The sequence below is a fragment of the Rhodococcus triatomae genome, from assembly GCF_014217785.1.
Classification (GTDB): domain Bacteria; phylum Actinomycetota; class Actinomycetes; order Mycobacteriales; family Mycobacteriaceae; genus Rhodococcus_F; species Rhodococcus_F triatomae.
The window spans coordinates 4642088-4658434 of record NZ_CP048814.1 but is presented as its reverse complement, the minus strand read 5'-3'; the positions used below and the strand labels follow the sequence as shown (position 1 = coordinate 4658434).

General features: G+C 70.4%; 17 protein-coding genes. 8 read left to right on the top strand and 9 right to left on the bottom strand.

The annotated features are described in order from the left end of the window. The first annotated feature begins 8 nt into the window (after window positions 1-8). Window positions 9-866: a DUF4333 domain-containing protein gene (locus tag G4H71_RS21815; RefSeq protein ID WP_072739148.1), complete on the top strand. Its 858-nt coding sequence runs from the start codon at window positions 9-11 to the stop codon at window positions 864-866. Here the strand turns inward: G4H71_RS21815 and G4H71_RS21810 are convergent. Continuing rightward, window positions 863-1822, bottom strand: a complete 960-nt coding sequence (locus tag G4H71_RS21810; RefSeq protein WP_072739090.1) for a 5'-3' exonuclease — start codon at window positions 1820-1822, stop codon at window positions 863-865. The genes G4H71_RS21815 and G4H71_RS21810 overlap by 4 nt on opposite strands. 51 nt (window positions 1823-1873) lie before the next feature. Here G4H71_RS21810 and G4H71_RS21805 point away from each other — a divergent pair, with 51 nt between their 5' ends. Further along, window positions 1874-3019, top strand: coding sequence for a M24 family metallopeptidase (locus G4H71_RS21805; RefSeq protein WP_072739091.1), 1146 nt, complete (start codon window positions 1874-1876; stop codon window positions 3017-3019). An 18-nt stretch (window positions 3020-3037) separates the two neighbouring features. Here the strand turns inward: G4H71_RS21805 and G4H71_RS22735 are convergent, their stop codons facing one another. Further along, a complete protein-coding gene (locus G4H71_RS22735) occupies window positions 3038-3169 on the bottom strand; it encodes a hypothetical protein (protein ID WP_255314916.1) in 132 nt (43 codons plus the stop codon). Window positions 3170-3317: 148 nt separating this feature from the next. Here G4H71_RS22735 and G4H71_RS21800 point away from each other — a divergent pair, with 148 nt between their 5' ends. Continuing rightward, window positions 3318-3659, top strand: a complete 342-nt coding sequence (locus G4H71_RS21800) for a PLDc N-terminal domain-containing protein (protein WP_072739092.1) — start codon at window positions 3318-3320, stop codon at window positions 3657-3659. Window positions 3660-3736: 77 nt separating this feature from the next. On the opposite strand, the gene G4H71_RS21795 is transcribed toward G4H71_RS21800, so the two are convergent. Both G4H71_RS21795 and treS read right to left on the bottom strand, forming a co-directional pair. Continuing rightward, entirely contained in the window at window positions 3737-5176 is a 1440-nt protein-coding gene (locus tag G4H71_RS21795) for a maltokinase N-terminal cap-like domain-containing protein (RefSeq protein WP_072739094.1), read from the bottom strand. Further along, window positions 5173-7032 (bottom strand): maltose alpha-D-glucosyltransferase, encoded by a 1860-nt coding sequence (treS, locus tag G4H71_RS21790; RefSeq protein ID WP_072739149.1) that lies wholly within the window; start codon window positions 7030-7032, stop codon window positions 5173-5175. The genes G4H71_RS21795 and treS overlap by 4 nt, the downstream gene beginning before the upstream one ends. Before the next feature lie 183 nt (window positions 7033-7215). Between treS and G4H71_RS21785 the strand changes: the two genes are divergently transcribed. Continuing rightward, window positions 7216-8136, top strand: a complete 921-nt coding sequence (locus G4H71_RS21785) for a pentapeptide repeat-containing protein (RefSeq protein ID WP_072739095.1) — start codon at window positions 7216-7218, stop codon at window positions 8134-8136. On the opposite strand, the gene G4H71_RS21780 is transcribed toward G4H71_RS21785, so the two are convergent. Then, on the bottom strand, window positions 8066-8509 hold the full coding sequence (locus tag G4H71_RS21780) for a pyridoxamine 5'-phosphate oxidase family protein (protein WP_072739096.1): 444 nt from the start codon (window positions 8507-8509) through the stop codon (window positions 8066-8068). The two genes, G4H71_RS21785 and G4H71_RS21780, sit on opposite strands and share 71 nt — an antisense overlap. Before the next feature lie 31 nt (window positions 8510-8540). On the opposite strand from G4H71_RS21780, the gene dprE2 reads away from it, so the two are divergent. From dprE2 to G4H71_RS21760, 4 genes are read left to right on the top strand one after another with little or no spacing between them, the layout of a single operon-like run. Beyond that, on the top strand, window positions 8541-9320 hold the full coding sequence (gene dprE2 / locus G4H71_RS21775) for a decaprenylphospho-beta-D-erythro-pentofuranosid-2-ulose 2-reductase (protein WP_072739097.1): 780 nt from the start codon (window positions 8541-8543) through the stop codon (window positions 9318-9320). After that, window positions 9317-10534 carry a precorrin-6y C5,15-methyltransferase (decarboxylating) subunit CbiE gene (gene cbiE / locus G4H71_RS21770; RefSeq protein ID WP_072739150.1) on the top strand — a complete coding sequence of 406 codons (1218 nt, stop codon included), beginning with the start codon at window positions 9317-9319 and terminating at the stop codon, window positions 10532-10534. Before dprE2 ends, cbiE begins: the two co-directional genes overlap by 4 nt. Further along, window positions 10531-11280, top strand: a complete 750-nt coding sequence (gene cobM / locus G4H71_RS21765; RefSeq protein ID WP_072739098.1) for a precorrin-4 C(11)-methyltransferase — start codon at window positions 10531-10533, stop codon at window positions 11278-11280. The genes cbiE and cobM overlap by 4 nt, the downstream gene beginning before the upstream one ends. 13 nt (window positions 11281-11293) lie before the next feature. Next, window positions 11294-12034 (top strand): cobalt-precorrin-6A reductase, encoded by a 741-nt coding sequence (locus G4H71_RS21760; RefSeq protein WP_072739152.1) that lies wholly within the window; start codon window positions 11294-11296, stop codon window positions 12032-12034. Window positions 12035-12174: 140 nt separating this feature from the next. Here the strand turns inward: G4H71_RS21760 and G4H71_RS21755 are convergent, their stop codons facing one another. From G4H71_RS21755 to cobG, 4 genes are all read right to left on the bottom strand, one after another. Continuing rightward, window positions 12175-12618 (bottom strand): cupin domain-containing protein, encoded by a 444-nt coding sequence (locus tag G4H71_RS21755; RefSeq protein ID WP_072739099.1) that lies wholly within the window; start codon window positions 12616-12618, stop codon window positions 12175-12177. A 337-nt stretch (window positions 12619-12955) separates the two neighbouring features. Further along, window positions 12956-14440 (bottom strand): precorrin-2 C(20)-methyltransferase, encoded by a 1485-nt coding sequence (locus tag G4H71_RS21750; protein WP_072739100.1) that lies wholly within the window; start codon window positions 14438-14440, stop codon window positions 12956-12958. Beyond that, window positions 14437-15063: a precorrin-8X methylmutase gene (locus tag G4H71_RS21745; RefSeq protein ID WP_072739101.1), complete on the bottom strand. Its 627-nt coding sequence runs from the start codon at window positions 15061-15063 to the stop codon at window positions 14437-14439. Before G4H71_RS21745 ends, G4H71_RS21750 begins: the two co-directional genes overlap by 4 nt. Before the next feature lie 66 nt (window positions 15064-15129). Continuing rightward, entirely contained in the window at window positions 15130-16281 is a 1152-nt protein-coding gene (gene cobG, locus G4H71_RS21740; protein ID WP_072739102.1) for a precorrin-3B synthase, read from the bottom strand. Window positions 16282-16347: the final 66 nt, after the last annotated feature.

The following is a 16347-nucleotide window of genomic DNA, read 5'->3' as shown; positions in this document are numbered from 1 at the left end:
AGGCGATGATGAGCGGCCCATACGGTCCGAACGATCCGAATCAGCAGTGGGCTGCCGACCGACAGCCGGAGCAGGGAGGTCAGCCCGCCCAGGGTGACCAGGCACCGTATGGCGGTTACCCCGGCGCGGGTGGGTACGGCCCCGGTCAGCAACCGGAGGGCCAGCCCCAGTGGGGTGCCCCACCGCAACAGGGCCAGCCCCCGCAGGGCCAGCCGCCGTACGGTCAGCCCCCGTACGGTCAGCAGTGGGGGCAACAGCCCCCCGCGCCCCCGTACGGACAGCCGGGATGGGGTGCCGCGCCCGGGCAGCCGCAGCCGGGGCAGCTCGGCCAGCCGACACAGCCGGGGCAGCTCGGCCAGCCGACACAGCCGGGGCAGCTCGGCCAGCCGACACAGCCGGGGCAGCTCGGCCAGCCGACACAGCCGGGGCAGCTCGGCCAGCCGACGGCTCCCGGCTGGGGCGGCCAGCCCGGCTGGGGGCAGCCGGGCGCACAGCAGTGGGGTCAGGGCGGTCCGGGACAGGGAAGTCCCGAGCAGGGCCCCGGATCCGGAAACTCGAAGCTGCCGTGGATCATCGGTGGCGCGGTACTCGCTGTTGTCGTGGTGGCCGGAATCGCGATCGCGGCCTTCTCCGCGCTCGGCGGGACGACGACACTCGACTCGGATGCGGCCGCTGCCGGGGTCGAGAAGATCCTCACCGAGTCCTACGGTGCCACCGACGTGTCCGGCGTGTCCTGCCCGTCGGGACAGGAAGTCAAGTCCGGCAACAGCTTCACGTGCGATGCGCAGATCGACGGCGAGTCCCGCTCGGTGACGGTGACGTTCACCGACGATTCCGGGACGTACGAGGTGAGTCGCCCGAGCTAGGCGACCACGCCGTCGGCCGACGCCGCCGCGAGAGCGGTGACGAGTCGGCCGACGGACGCCCCGATCCCCAGCTCCGCGGCGACCTCGTCGAGTCGCCGGGGATCGACCGGTGCGGAGGGCAACGCATCCGGGCCGGACACCTCCACGGGTGCGTCCCGAGCTACTCGGACCACCGGTAGCGCCACGTCCAGATACTGTTCGGCGGCAGCAAGTTTGGCGCGGATGCCCTTCGCCATGTCGGAGGAGTCGTCGAGGGCCGCGGCCCGCAGGCCCGCCAGCGAGCCGTAGCGGACCAGGAGGCCGGACGCGGTCTTCTCGCCGACGCCCTTGACTCCGGGAAGGCCGTCGGACGGGTCACCGCGCAGGAGCGCGAGCTCGGCGTAGGCGGCGCCGGCGCGATCGAGCGGGACGCCGTACTTCTCCGCGACCTCGACCGGGCCGAGCAGCTCTGCCTTCGCCAGCCCCCGGCCCACGTACAGCACCCGCACGGGCACCGGGTCGTCCCCGACGACCTGGATCAGGTCGCGGTCCCCGCTCACCACGACGACGGTGTCCGTCCGCTCCCGAGCGGCCAGGGTGCCGAGGACGTCGTCCGCCTCGAAGCCGACGGCACCGGCGGTGGCGATTCCCGCGCCGGCCAACACGTCCAGGATCATGTCGACCTGCGGAGTGAGGGTGTCGGGCACCTCCTCGACGGTGCCGTCGCTGTCGTCCGCGACCCGATGTGCCTTGTAGCTGGGGACCGCGTCGACCCGGAACTGCGGTCGCCAGTCGAGGTCGAGGCACACCACCACGCGGCTCGGACGGGTGCGAGTGATCAGCGAGGCGACCATGTCGGTGAACCCGCGAACCGCGTTGACGGGCCGGCCGTCCGGCGCGGTCATCGACTCGGGCAGTGCGTAGTAGGCACGGAACCACAGGCTGGCGCCGTCGAGCAGCAGGAGGGGACCGGTCATGGGCTTCATCCTGCCAAACACCACTACGCCGAACACCACTACGCTGTTCCCATGGGTTCCTCCGCAACATCCGGGCCGTCGTCCCGATTTCCCTCGAGTGTCTACGCGGCCCGGCTGTCCCGGGCTGCGGAGCTGGCCCGCTCGGCAGGTCTCGACGCTCTCCTCATCACCCCGGGACCGGACCTGCAGTACCTGGTCGGCTCGCGGGCGCAGTCGTTCGAACGGCTCACGTGCCTTGTCGTCCCCGCGGACGGGAGCACGCCCGCCGTGGTGGTGCCGACACTCGAACTCGCCGGTCTGGGTGAGTCCGCGATCGGTGAACTCGGCCTCGACGTCCGGGACTGGGTGGACGGTGTCGATCCGTACGAGCTGGTCGCCCGCGGACTTTCCGCTCCCGCCCGGTCGGCCGTGGCCGACGCGATGCCGGCGTTGCACCTCGTGCCCGTGACGGCGCGGCTGGGGACGATGCCTGTCCTGGCCACCGGAGTGCTGAGGGAACTGCGCATGGTCAAGGACGCCGCCGAGATCGAGGCGCTGCGCCGCGCCGGGGCAGCGATCGACCGGGTTCATGCACGGATGGGCGAGTTCCTCCAGGTAGGTCGTACCGAGGCGCAGGTCGGTGCGGCCGTCACAGAAGCGATCGTGGCCGAAGGCCATACCGGCGCCGAGTTCGTCATCGTCGGCTCGGGCCCGCACGGCGCCGACCCGCACCACGAGGTGTCCGAGCGGGTGATCGGCCGGGGTGACGTCGTCGTCGTGGACATCGGCGGACCGGTGGAGCCCGGATACAACTCCGATTCGACCCGCACCTACGTCATGGGGGAGCCGGATCCGGAGATCGCGAGGCAGTACGCGGTCCTGGAGGAAGCCCAGGAGCAGGCGGTGCGGGCGGTACGGCCCGGCGTGAGTGCCGAATCCGTCGACGAGGCAGCCCGTTCGGTGCTCGCCGCTGCCGGTCTGGGCGACGCGTTCGTGCACCGCACCGGTCACGGCATCGGGCTGTCCGTCCACGAGGAGCCGTACATCGTGGCGGGGAACGGGATCGAACTCGTCGAGGGGATGGCCTTCAGTGTCGAACCGGGAATCTACTTTCCGGGGCAGTGGGGTGCCCGCATCGAGGACATCGTCGTGGTCACGGCGGACGGGTGCGAGCCGATGAACACCAGGCCGCACGGGCTGACGGTGCTGGGAGGCTGACCGTCGCTTCCGTGTAGGTCAGCGGTCCGGGTTGCGGTACTTCTCGGGGTCGTCCGGCGGCTGCGTGGGGTCCTGCCCCGTTCGGCGACGGCGCACGAGTATCACGGCGAGCAGAACGAGCGCCACGAGGAGTACGAAGAGTATTTCCATACCCCTCGGCTACCCCGCGGGCGAGGGTTTCAACACGGCATGTGGCTCCGGTGGTGGCATGCATCGAACCGGACGGTCGGTCCTGCTAACCTACGGCGTCGGCCGCGCCGCGCGGCCTCGTCGGGGACGAGCGAGATGGGGGCGGGTCGTGCCGTACGTGCTGTTCGGACTACTGACGATGGCCTTGTGGGTCTTCTGCCTGGTCGACGTCATCACACGCGAGGAAACACAGTTCCGTCACCTGCCCAAGGGCGGGTGGCTCCTGGTGGTGCTCCTGGTTCCGACCGTCGGGTCCCTGGTCTACCTGTTCGTGGGCCGGGAACAGGTGTTGCGCCTGCCGAACGGCCGCACGGGCTTCACGGAGTACGAGCGTCCCGGCCGCCACATCGCGCAGAACGCCGCGGAGGACGAGGAGTTCCTGCGCAGATGTCGCGAGCGCGCCGAGGAACAGCGCCGAGCGGCGCGCCGTCGCGAGACCGACGACATCTGACGGGTGTCCTCCTGCTCGCCGGTGACACGTCAATCGACTCCGTCGAGGACACGTCAATCGACTCCGTCGGTGACACTTCAATCGACTCCGTCGAGGAGACGGCGGATGGCCGCCAGCGGTAGTGCCACCCAGCGGGGCCGATGGTGCGTCTCGTACACGGCCTCGTACACCGCCTTGTCCAGTTCGTAGGCGCGTAGCAGCGGGAGAGCATCGCGCGGATCTCGGCCGTACGCGGCGGCGTAGCCGTCGGTGAACGCGTCGGCGTTGCGCTGCGCCCACTCGCGGGCACGGAACTCGCGCTGCGACGCAGTCCCGTTCATGTCGGTGGACGAGAGCGGATAGTGCGCGGCGTAGTCGAAGGAGCGGATCATTCCCGCGATGTCGCGGAGGGGGCTGTCCGGGGTCCGTCGCTGCTCCAACGTCTTGGCGGGCTCACCCTCGAAATCGATGAGCAGCCATCGCTCCGGGGTCCGGAGCACCTGACCGAGATGCAGGTCACCGTGGATCCGCTGCACCGACGTCGAGCCCTCGGCGGCCGCATCGAACACCGATCGGATCGACGGTGCGAGGTCCGCCAGTTCGGGAACGGTCCCGAGCGCGGAGTCGAGTCGCCGCCGCATCGCCGCGACGGTGTCGGCCAGCGGAGTCCGCCGGGACCCCAGCCGGTCGGCCAGGCTCGCGTGCACGTCGGCGACCGCACTTCCGATCCGGCGTGACTCGGCTGCGAAGTCGGTACCGAGTTCGCCCGCATACAGATCCGCCTCCACCAACAGGTCCCGGACACTGCCGAGCGCCATGCTCCAGCCGTCGGCGGCGTTGGGCTCGAAATCCTGCGCCATCGCCGCGGTGGCGCGTGCGCCGTGGAGTGGGACGTCGAGCCAGGCGCGGAGCCTGGCCACCTGGGCGGAGTGTGCCTCTCCCAGCGCCCGGTGCAGCTCGACATCCGGGTTGATGCCCGGAGCGAGCCGCCGGAACATCTTGAGCAGCAGTGTCTCCCCGAGGACGACGGACGTGTTGGACTGTTCCGCGCCCAGTGCTCGTCCGCGTGTCGGCCACTCCTCGTGGCCACTGCCGTCCGTGACGCCCGGTACCGGCTCGACGGGGTCCTCGACGAGGTGGACGCCGAACGGTCCCGCGGCGATGTCCCCGGTGAGAAGGGCTGCGTACCGTCCGATGACCTCCGGGTCGTGGAGGCCGTCGTATGCGACGTCGGGATCCCGTCCGCTCTCTCGATCCACCGACGCTGCGGGAAGCGTCCACGCGCTGAGTGCGTGCCCGACGGTGGCCCGGAAACCCAGCGGCACCTGATACACCTGGCGGGAGGCGTCGCCGAGTTCCACTTCGACGACGAGGTGCTCGGCCCGGACCTCCTCGGTGACGGCCAGGGTGTGACGCAGCAGGATCCGCACACTCGTGATCGGCTGGGTCTTCGCCGCGAACCAGCGCTGCGAGGGCAGCCACCGTGCCAGCCGGGACTCGATTTCGTCGAGGCCCGGGAACGGGTCCGGTGCGTTCACGGTTGCACCGCCCCCTCGGCCTCACTGCTGATCGGATGTCCGCTGCCCGGGCCGTCCACTGTGGGATCCGGCTGTAGCGAGAACCAGTAGAACCCGTGCCCGGGAAGCGTGACCATGTACTCCTCGGTCCCGAGCGCAGGGAACGGGATCGACCCCGTCAGTTCCACCGGAATCCGTCCGGCGAACTCCGTGAGATCGAGGAGCGCCGCCTGTGGATACCGCGACAGGTTGTTGACGCAGAGGATCACGTCGGTGAACGCCTCGTCCGGGCCCACCGGCATCTGACGCAGATAGGTCAGTACGGCGGGATTGGCGCTACCGATCTCCTTGAACTCGGCCTTGCCGAAGGCCGGATGCTGCTTGCGTACCTGGATCATTCGTCGGGTCCAGTGCAGCAGCGTGTTCGTCGAGTTCATCTGTGCTTCGACGTTGACGGACTGGTACCCGTACGTCGGGTCCATGATCACCGGCAGGTACATCCGGGCCGGGTCGGCCCGCGAGAAGCCGGCGTTGCGGTCCGGGGTCCACTGCATCGGGGTCCGCACGGCGTCTCGGTCGCCGAGCCAGATGTTGTCACCCATCCCGATCTCGTCGCCGTAGTAGAGGACGGGCGAGCCGGGCAGGCTCAGGAGGAGAGCGGTGAACAGTTCCAGTTGGTTGCGGTCGTTCTCCAGGAGCGGCGCCAGCCGGCGCCGGATCCCGATGTTCGCCTTCATCCTCGGGTCCTGGGCGTACTCGGCGTACATGTAGTCGCGCTCCTCGTCGCTGACCATCTCGAGGGTCAGTTCGTCGTGGTTGCGCAGGAAGATGCCCCATTGCGCGGAGGCGGGGATGGGTGGTGTCCCGGCGAGGATCTCGGAGATCGGAAATCGGTTCTGCCTGCGCACCGCCATGAAGATGCGCGGCATGAGGGGGAAGTGGAACGCCATGTGGCACTCGTCGCCGATCGTCGGTTCACCGAAGTACTGGACCACCTCGGACGGCCACTGGTTGGCCTCGGCGAGGAGGACTCGGCCCGGGTACTCGGCGTCGACGACGGCACGGCACCGTCTGAGGAACGCATGCGTCTCGGGCAGGTTCTCGCACGTGGTGCCCTCCCGTTCGAAGAGGTAGGGGACGGCGTCGAGCCGGAATCCGTCGATCCCGAGATCGAGCCAGAACCGCAGGACGTCGATCATCGCATCCCGGACTTCGGGGTTGTCGTAGTTGAGATCCGGCTGATGGGAGAAGAAGCGATGCCAGTAGTACTGGCCACGCACCGGATCCCACGTCCAGTTGGAACTCTCGGTGTCCACGAAGATGATGCGCGCGTCCGCGTATCGGGTGTCGGTGTCCGACCACACGTAGAAGTCGCCGTACGGGCCGGCGGGATCGGCGCGGGACGCCTGGAACCAGGCGTGCGTGTCCGACGTGTGGTTCATGACGAGGTCGGTGATGACCCGGATTCCACGGCTGTGTGCCTCGTCGAAGAGGTGCACGAAGTCGTCCACCGTGCCGTACTCGGGCAGGACGGAACGGAAGTCCCGGATGTCGTATCCGCCGTCGCGGAGCGGGGAGTCGTAGAACGGCGGCAGCCACAGGCAGTCGACTCCGAGCCAGGACAGGTAGTCGAGTTTGGCGGTCAGGCCGCGCAGGTCGCCGGTGCCGTCGCCCGTCGAGTCGAAGAACGCGCGTACCAGCACCTCGTAGAAGACGGCCGTCTTGAACCACTCCGTGTCACCGTCGAGGCGGCGAGCGTGGAAGAAGTCCTCGGCCCTGGCTTCCACCACGTGCCCGGCGGCGTCGAATCCGGGCAGGTCCGCCGGGGCGACGTCGTGCGGTGCCGGGGTGCCGGGGGAGCTTTCGTCTCGGGACATGTCCACCTCGGTGGGATCGTCGTCGGGACCGAGCGTGCCGTGTGCGGTCACTCTCGATGGTAGGGCTGGCGCGGGACGTGCCGCGCGCTTTCCGCCGCGAGCGGCCAGCCCGGAGGGGTGGAAATTCGATTGACGCCGGACGCGGCCGAGAGCGACGGTGGGCGGACGATGACGAGAAGGACGATGACGAGAAGCCTGCCTCCCGCGCCGCTCGGGCTGAGCGGTGACTGCGCACAGTGCGCCGGACTGTGCTGTGTCGCCCTGCCTTTCGCCGCCTCGTCGGACTTCGCCGTCGGCAAGGCTGCCGGGGCCGCGTGCGCCCACCTGCGAGAAGACTTCCGGTGCGGAATCCACGCGCGGCTGCGGGAGAGCGGATTGCGAGGCTGCACGGTCTACGACTGTTTCGGGGCGGGACAGAATCTGTCGAGGAACGGGTTCGCGGATCACGACTGGCGCGGGCGACCCGAGCGCGCGGCGGAGATGTTCGCGGCGTTCGCGCAGCTGCGCCACATCCACGAACTGCTCGTCTACCTCGACGAGGCGATCACCCGCTGCGGGACCGCGCGGTCGGCGCAGGCCCTGCGATCGATCGACGACGAGTTGCGCGTGCTCGCAGTCGCCCGGCCCACGGCGATCGTGCGCGCCGACGTGCCGGCACTTCGCGCGCGGGTGGGCCCGCTCCTCGACCACGTCAGTGCACGCGTGCGCCGGACCGTCACCTCGGCGCCGAAGGAACTCAGTGGTGCGGACCTTTTCGCTGCGCGCCGTCCGGGAGCGGACCTTCGGGGTTCCGATCTGCGCGGCGCCGTTCTGATCGCCGCCGATCTGCGAGGTGCGAACCTGTCGTATGCGGATCTGCGCGGTGCGGACCTGCGTGACATCGATCTGCGCGGAACGGATCTCACCGGGGCACTGTTCCTGACCGGACCGCAGGTGTCGGCGGCGCGCGGTGACGCGGGGACCCGGCTGCCGGACGGTCGCGTTCGTCCGGCGCACTGGGCGGACACCCATGAGTGGAGGCCGCGGACGGCCGCTACTCGCGAACGGCGGCGGAACCCATCATCCGGGCGACGGCGACCTCGAGGACCACGCGCGCCGGGTTGACCCGGGGAGTTCGATACCGGGCCGCGTACCGCGCGACGGCGTCCGCGACCGAATCGGCGTCCCGCAGCACCCTTGCGGGGCCCTCGAGCGTCAACCACCGGGCGCGATCCACCTGACACAGTGACGCGTATCCGGACCGTTCCACGTTGCGGACCTTCTGCGAGGTGCCGTTCGTGATGACCCGGGCGAGTCCCCGCTCGGCATCCCAGGTGAATCCGACCGCCACGACGTGGGGTGTCCCGTCGCGGCGCAGGGTGGTGAGGGTGCCGAGGTGGTACTCGCCGAGGAACTCCGAGGCAGCGGGGGAGAGTCGGAACGGGTCAGGGCGAGCGGTGGGAGGTGGATCGTGCGGGGAGGCGGGGGTGCGAGCCATGCCCCGTAACGTAATCGAGCACACTGGACCCATGCTCATCGGATCGAAGGGTGGAAGATCTCGGCGCGAGGTGGACCCGGGAATCGTGCTCGTGCTCGGCGGCCGCAGCGAGATCGGTCTCGAGGTGGCGACCCGCCTGGCTCCCGGACGGGTCGTCGTGCTCGCCGCGCGGCGCAGTGGTGACCTCGACGAGGAGCGCGCGGCCGTACTGGCCGCGGGTGCGGCAGCCGTCGAGACGGTGGAGTTCGACGCCGACGACCTGGCCGGTCACGGTCGGATGTTGTCCTCCGTGGTGGAGACCCACGGCCCGATCGGGGTGGCGGTTCTCGCGTTCGGCATCCTCGGTGACCAGCAGCGTGCCGAAGAAGAAGCCGCCCACGCGGTGCAGATCGTGCACACCGACTACGTCGCCCAGGTCGGCATCCTCACCCACCTCGCCGCGTTGCTGCGGGCCCGAGGCTCCGGCCAGATCATGGTGTTCTCCTCGGTGGCAGGCTGGCGGGTGCGCCGCGCCAACTACGTGTACGGATCCGCGAAGGCGGGTCTGGACGGGTTCGCCAGCGGGTTGACGGACGCCTTGCACGGCACCGGCGTCCACGTCCTGCTCGTACGGCCGGGATTCGTCATCGGCCGGATGACCCACGGGATGGACCCGGCGCCGCTGTCGAGTACCGCCCCACAGGTCGCCGACGCCGCGGTGGCGGCGCTACGCGCACGCCGGGCGACGGTCTGGGTGCCGTGGGTCCTGCAGCCGGTGTTCTTCGGGATGCGATTGCTGCCGCGGGCGCTGTGGCGTCGGATGCCCCGATGACGCCGGTCGTGGTCGTCGGCATCGGAGCCGACGGCTGGGAAGGCCTCGGAGCCACGTCGAGGCAGGAGATCACGGACGCCGAGGTGCTCATCGGATCGGCCCGACAACTCGAACTGGTTCCCGACGGCCGTGCCGAGCGGGTCCGGTGGCCGTCCCCGATGCTGCCTGTGCTGGCGGACCTCTTCGCCGAGCATCGGGGCCGTCGGGTCTGCGTCCTCGCCAGTGGCGACCCGATGTTCCACGGGATCGGAACGACCCTCGTACGGATTCTGGGGGCGGAACGGGTGCGCGTTCTCCCGCACGTGTCGTCGGCCTCCCTCGCCTGTGCACGAATGGGATGGCCCCTCGACCGGGTCACCGTGCGCAGCGTCGTGAACCGTCCGGCGACGACGATCGTTCCCGACCTCGCCGCCGCCGCCCGGCTGGTGGTCCTCGCCCAGGGGCCGGACACTCCCGGCGAACTCGCGGCGCTGCTCGCCGCGCAGGGATTCGGCGCGTCGGCGCTGACGGTGCTGGCGCGTTTGGGCGGACCGGACGAGCACCGGCTGGACGGCACCGCGGAGAACTGGAATCACCCGGCCGTCGATCCGCTCCACGTCGTCGCGGTCGAGTGCCGCAGAGATCCGGCGATCGGCGCCCGGACCACCCGGCTGCCCGGCCTCGACGACGACTCCTTCGCCGGTGACGGCCAGATGACGAAGCAGGAGATCCGGGCGCTGACACTCTGTGCCCTGGCGCCCACCCCCGGGGAGGTGCTGTGGGACGTGGGTGGCGGATCGGGCACGATCGCCATCGAGTGGATGCGCACGGACCCACGCTGCCGGGCTGTGACCTTCGAGCGGGATCCCCTGCGGCAGGTACAGATCGGGCAGAACGCGGGACGCCTGGGAGTGCCGGACCTGCGTGTGCGCGGTGCGGCCCCGGACGATTTCCCGGATGTCGCGGGCACTCCCGATGCGGTGTTCCTCGGCGGCGGGCTGACCCAGGAGGGGCTGTTCGACGCCTGCTGGGAGCGATTGCTCCCCGGCGGGCGTCTCGTGGCCAACGCCGTCACGGCGGAGTCGGAGGCGGCGGTGTTGTCCTGGTTCCGTACGTTCGGCGGCGACGTACGCCGGTTCCAGGTCTATCGCGGGTCGCCACTGGGTGGATTCACCACGTGGCGACCCCAGTTGCCGGTCACCCAGTGGTCGGTCGTGAAGGGAGCCCGGTCGTGACCGTGTACTTCATCGGCGCCGGACCCGGGGCCGCGGACCTGGTGACGGTCCGGGCGCTACGGCTGATCGAACGATGTCCCGTCTGCCTGTTCGCCGGCAGCCTGGTGCCCGCCGAACTGATCGATGCGTGCCCGCCGAGTGCGGACGTGGTCGACACCGCGCGCATGAGTCTGGACGAGATCGTCGACCTCCTGGTCGCGGCGCACGCTCGCGGGGTGGACGTGGCCCGCGTGCACTCCGGAGACCCGTCGATCTACAGCGCCGTCGCCGAACAGGCGCGGCGACTGGACGAGGCGGGTGTGCCGTACGACATCGTGCCGGGCGTTCCGGCGTTCGCTGCCGCGGCCGCCGCGCTGAAACGGGAACTGACCGTGCCCGGAGTGGCCCAGACCATCGTGCTCACCCGCGTGAGCACGCTGTCCACGGCGATGCCACCGGGTGAGGATCTCCGGTCCCTCGGCCGTAGTGGAGCCACGATGGTGGTGCACCTCGGTGCCCACCGCATCCGGCAGATCACCGAGGAGCTCGGCGAGAGCTACGGCACCGACTGCCCCGCTGCAGTGGTCGCCTTCGCCTCCCGCGCCGACCAGCAGATCGTGACGGGCACGCTGGCCACGCTCGCCGAGCAGGTGGAGGAGCGGGGAATCACCAAGACCGCGGTCGTGATCGTCGGACGTGCGCTGGCGGCCGAGGGGTTCCCGGACAGCTATCTCTACTCGGCGTCCCGGTCGCGCACCACGCATTGACGTGCGGGCAGACATGCGGGTGTTGATTCTGGGCGGCACCGCCGAAGCGCGTGAGCTCGCCGCGGCCCTCGACGGACATCGCGGAGTCGACGTCGTCTCGTCCCTGGCCGGACGGGTACGTCGTCCGCGCCTGCCCCGCGGGGCGGTACGCACCGGGGGTTTCGGGGGAGTGGAGGGTCTCGTCGCCTGGTTGCGCCGGAACGAGGTGGATGCCGTCGTCGACGCGACCCACCCGTTCGCCTCGCAGATGACGGTGCACGCCGTGGCGGCCGCGGAGCTGGCCGGCGTGCCGCTCCTGGTCCTCCGGCGTCCGGAATGGGTGCCGCAGCACGGTGACCGGTGGACATCGGTGCCCGATCTGGCCGGAGCCGCTGCGGCGGTGGGGGAGGCAGACGCGGCCCGGGTGTTCCTCACGATCGGACGGCAGGGGGTGGCGGCCTTCGCGGACCTTTCGCGGCATTTCCTGATCCGCGCGATCGACCCGCCGGAGGGGCCGGTACCGGCAGATTCTCGAATCCTGCTGGCACGTGGTCCGTTCGGAGTCGAGGAGGAGATACGCACGCTACGCGCCGACGCGATCGATCTGCTCGTGACGAAGAACAGTGGGGGAGACCTCACCGAAGGGAAGCTCGCGGCGTGTCGCGCGCTCGACGTGCCGGTCCTGATGATCGAACGTCCGCCGCTACCCACGGGCGTGGCGACCGTGGCGGGGGCAGGCGAGGCGGTGCGTCGACTGGGCCTGTCGCCTGCGTGAGCCGTGTGGGTGTGGTCCCGCCGGACAGTGTCTCCGATAAACCTCCGGCATGGACGGAACTGCTAGAAAAACAGAATAATGGCCCAACGCCTCGACGACGAACACTCACGTACTCGAGCAGCCTGGAAGGACGAGAGGGCTCAGCACGCCGCGGGCGCGTCACTGGCGAGCGGTACTCCTGGGGCGCTGAGGTACGTCACGAACAGCACCAGAGGCTCGGCTTCCCGGTTGAACCCGACGTGGGTGTGGTCGCTGCCGACCACCTCGTCCACGAATTCGCCGATCCGAGAGATCTGTTCGGAGCAGTCGTGCAGTGTCCTCGTCAGCGCGCCGGCCGCGACCACCCCGTACACGGGTCCGTCGTGGAAGTGCCAGCCGGTCGTGCCTCCGGGATCGATCTCGATGCGGCGAATCGTGACGACGGTGGGTGAATCGCTGCTCCCGAGTTCTCCGGGAACGGTGAACTGGACGAGAGTCTCAGCGGTGACCCCCGACGGTGGCGTGGCCGTCGCGGTTGCGGTGGAGGCGAGGGCAGCCAGGAGAACCACCGCGAGGGCGGCGAGCGTTCGGGTCGATCTGGGCATCACATCTGGACCTTCCGGGACCCCGATGGGGTCGAGCCTACGAGGATGCGCTCGTCGAGGGGCCCGAACGCGTACGTTCGAGAGCGGGGGAGAAGCGACCGGAGGTGATCACGATGGACGCCCGGATCGAACCCGCCGAGCGCACACTCATGGGGCGCAGACTCACCGAGCCACCGGGACCGGAGCCCGGCCCGCCGCCGGTGCCACCGACGCCCGAGCCGCCTCATCCGTTCCCGCCCGACCCGGCACCGCCGAACCCGGAGCCGCCGGGACCGCCCCCGAATCCACCCGGCCCGCAGCCGCCGTTCCCGCCCCAGCCGCCGGGACCGCCACGAATTCAGTCGTAGTAGCGCGAGGTGTAGACCCGTCCGCTCGCGGACACCCTGGTGGTGGATGCGCCGACGATCAGCAGGGTGCGCATGTCGACGCTCTCGGGATCCAGATCCGCCAGCCGTACGACCCGCACCGACTCGGCGGCCGAGCCGACAGCTCGACCGACCACGACGGGGGTGTCACCCGAGCGATGCTCGAGCACCAGATCCTTGAGCGCCGCCACCTGCCAGGTGCGTGACCTCGAGGCCGGGTTGTAGACGGCGAACGCCATGTCCGCTCCGGCCACGGCGGACACGCGCGTCGCGACCGCATCCCACGGCTTGAGCCGGTCGGACAACGACAGCACCGCGAAATCGTGGCCGAGCGGGGCGCCCACGCGACTCGCCACCGCGGACGCGGCGGTCACTCCGGGGACGACGCGGACCGGAACGTCCTGCCACTGGTCGTCCTCGGCCACCTCGAGGACGGCGGCCGCCATCGCGAAGATGCCGGGATCCCCGGACGACACGACGGCCACGCGGGCGCCGTTCTTCGCCAGGTCGAGAGCCATCGCCGCGCGCTCCGCCTCCACCTTGTTGTCGCTGGAGTGCCGGCGCTGGCCAGGCCGGTGCGGCACCCGGTCGATGTAGGTCGTGTAGCCGACGAGGTCGGTGGCCCCGGCCAGTTCCCGGTACACCTCGGGTGTGGTCCAGGAGGCGTCACCCGGACCGAGACCCACCACGACCACCTCGCCCGCGTCGGTGCCGGACGGGACCGCCGCCGCATTCGAGGGACTCGGTACGACGGCGATCGCGAAGTACGGCACGTCGTCGTCGGCGACGTCGGCGGCGGCACACACTCGCTGGCGGGTCGACGTCGCGCGCTCCACATAGCGCGCCTCGTCCATCCGCCCACTGTCCGACAACGCCTGACGTACTGCCGGAAAAGTGCGGCCGAGCTTGAGGACGGCGGCCGCGTCCGTATCTCGGAGCCGACGCGCCAGCTCGGTCTCGGGAAGCGTGCCGGGGAGCACGGTGAGGATCTCCTCACCCTCGACCAACGGCGTCCCGAGTGCGGCAGCGGCGGCACTGATCGAGGTGACGCCGGGAATCACCTCGGCGTCGAATCGCGGCGCGAGGCGCTTGTGCATGTGCATGTAGGAGCTGTAGAAGAGCGGATCACCCGCGGCGAGCAGGGCGACCGAGCGGCCCGCTTCGAGGTGAGCCGCGAGCCGCTCGGCCGCCTGCTCGTAGAACTCGTCGATGGCGCCCTGGTAGCCGCCGGGGTGGTCGATCGTCTCGGTCGTGACCGGGTAGACCAGGTGCTCCTCGATCTGGCCGTCCCGGAGGTACGGCGCCGCGATCGCCCGGGAGATGCTGCGCCCGTGCCGGGCACTGTGGAAGGCGACCACGTCCGCCTCGCCGATGACTCGGGCGGCCTTGACCGTTACCAGTTCCGAGTCACCCGGACCGATCCCGACACCCCAGAGTTTGCCGTGCACGCTGCTCATTCTTCCTCGCACGCGATCGCATTGACGGCGGCCGACGTGATGGCGCTACCGCCACGGCGGCCGAGGACCAGGAGGTGCTCGAGCTCCGCCGGATGCGCGACGGTCGCCTCCTTCGATTCCGCGGCGCCGATGAAGCCGACCGGACCGCCGAGGACGGCGGCGGGTCGGGGTGCCCCGGCGGCGATCAGGTTCAGCAGGCGGAACAGTGCGGTCGGGGCGTTGCCGATCGCGACCACGGCACCCTCGAGACGGTCGACCCACAGTTCCACCGCGGCCGCCGACCGGGTGTCGCCGAGGTCGCGGGCGAGATCGGGAACCCGGGGGTCGCCGAGCAGGCACAGCACTTCGTTGTCCCGGGGGAGGCGTCGCCGGGTGACGCCCGCGGCCACCATGGTCGCGTCGCAGAGGATCGGGGCACCGGCCTCGAGTGCCTCGTGCGCGGCGGAGACCACGTTCGGAGTGAAGGCGATGTCGCCGGTGAGATCGACCTGTCCGCTGGCGTGGATCATCCGCACCACGGCACGCGAGACGTCGGGCGGGAAGCGGTCCAGGTCCGCTTCGGCGCGGATCGTCGCGAACGATTGCCGGTAGATTTCGGCACCGTCACGGATGTACTCGAGCATGGCCTCACCCTAGAGGCACGTTCGGTACGGCAGATCCACCCGGTCCGTGCCCCGAGGGGGGCGGTGTCAGCGAGAGGGAGTGTCGACGCGGTATCCGTGCCCGGTGGCGACGACGTCGGTGCGCTCGCCGTGCCCGGGGCTGCCGCACCGACGCTCACAACCGGACCAGTGCTGGCGACCCTCGACGGGCAGCATGTCCTCCTCGACCGCAGCGCGCACGTCCGAGCGGACGTCGGCCAGCGACTTGGCGCATCCCGGGCTGCCCGCGCACGCGCTGACCTGTGCCCACGGCGAGTCCGCGTCGAAGATCAGCCCCATCGGTGCGAGTACGCGGACGACCTGTTCGCCGACCCACTCGTCGAGGTCGACCAGCAGGATCGAGCGCCACGGGGTGACGATCACCGGCCGCTCCACGGCAGCGAGGAACCGGGCCGTGCGCGCAGGGAGGACACCGAGTGCGACGGTCGCGCCCAGTGCGACCCGGCCGTCGTGCTGCGCGAACCAGCCGACGGGTGGACGGGCGTCGGCGTCGCCGGTGACCCGGCCGGCAGGAGGTATCTCGGGCTCGACGCCGAGGTGTTCGAGGGTGCGCCGTGCCCCGTCGTCCAGCTCGGCGAGCCGCCAGTGCCGTTCCCTCAGATCGAGGAACGCCCGGGCCGAGTCGAGGAGCGCGATGACGGTGTCCGCGGCATCCAGTCGGACACCCGTGTCGGAGCCGGCGAGGACCAACGCGAAGCGGTCGTCGCCGATGGCGTGGATGCCGAAATCGCCACCGAAGGGCGAGACGTCACCCCGGCCGTCGTCGACGGTGAACAGCACCCGTCCGGGTAGCTCGGCCAGTGCAGGATCGGCGATCAGGCGGCGGTCCAGGTCGTGCACGAGGTCCCGGATGTCGTGACGCCCTCCGAGCCGCCCGCTGAGCGGGGACCCGAGAACATTGCGGACACGCTCGTGGGTCGCCGAGGGCAGCAACCCCGCCGTGGCGAGGCGCTGTGCCAGCTCCTGTGGATCGCGCACCGAGCGGAGTTGCACGTTTCCCCGGGAGGTCAGCTCGATCTCGCCGTTGCCGAGGTGCTCGGCTGCCTCCGCGAGCGCCTGGAGCCGACTCGGTGCCAGGTGCCCGCCGGGTAGCCGAATGCGCGAGAGCGCCCCGTCGGCGGCCTCGTGCACGTGCAGTGCCCCCGGGCAGGCATCGGGTGTCGAGCGGTGGTCGGGCATGGCTCCAGGGTACGTCGGCCACCGAACCGGGAACCGGACGAGAAGCGGACGAGAAGCGGACGAGAA

Coding starts and splice junctions, on each gene's coding strand:
- G4H71_RS21815 (WP_072739148.1), top strand. CDS start 9: ATGAGCGGCCCATACGGTCCGAACGATCCGAATCAGCAGTGGGCTGCC.
- G4H71_RS21810 (WP_072739090.1), bottom strand. CDS start 1,822: ATGACCGGTCCCCTCCTGCTGCTCGACGGCGCCAGCCTGTGGTTCCGT.
- G4H71_RS21805 (WP_072739091.1), top strand. CDS start 1,874: ATGGGTTCCTCCGCAACATCCGGGCCGTCGTCCCGATTTCCCTCGAGT.
- G4H71_RS22735 (WP_255314916.1), bottom strand. CDS start 3,169: ATGGAAATACTCTTCGTACTCCTCGTGGCGCTCGTTCTGCTCGCCGTG.
- treS (WP_072739149.1), bottom strand. CDS start 7,032: ATGTCCCGAGACGAAAGCTCCCCCGGCACCCCGGCACCGCACGACGTC.
- G4H71_RS21785 (WP_072739095.1), top strand. CDS start 7,216: ATGACGAGAAGCCTGCCTCCCGCGCCGCTCGGGCTGAGCGGTGACTGC.
- G4H71_RS21780 (WP_072739096.1), bottom strand. CDS start 8,509: ATGGCTCGCACCCCCGCCTCCCCGCACGATCCACCTCCCACCGCTCGC.
- dprE2 (WP_072739097.1), top strand. CDS start 8,541: ATGCTCATCGGATCGAAGGGTGGAAGATCTCGGCGCGAGGTGGACCCG.
- cbiE (WP_072739150.1), top strand. CDS start 9,317: ATGACGCCGGTCGTGGTCGTCGGCATCGGAGCCGACGGCTGGGAAGGC.
- G4H71_RS21760 (WP_072739152.1), top strand. CDS start 11,294: ATGCGGGTGTTGATTCTGGGCGGCACCGCCGAAGCGCGTGAGCTCGCC.
- G4H71_RS21755 (WP_072739099.1), bottom strand. CDS start 12,618: ATGCCCAGATCGACCCGAACGCTCGCCGCCCTCGCGGTGGTTCTCCTG.
- G4H71_RS21750 (WP_072739100.1), bottom strand. CDS start 14,440: ATGAGCAGCGTGCACGGCAAACTCTGGGGTGTCGGGATCGGTCCGGGT.
- G4H71_RS21745 (WP_072739101.1), bottom strand. CDS start 15,063: ATGCTCGAGTACATCCGTGACGGTGCCGAAATCTACCGGCAATCGTTC.
- cobG (WP_072739102.1), bottom strand. CDS start 16,281: ATGCCCGACCACCGCTCGACACCCGATGCCTGCCCGGGGGCACTGCAC.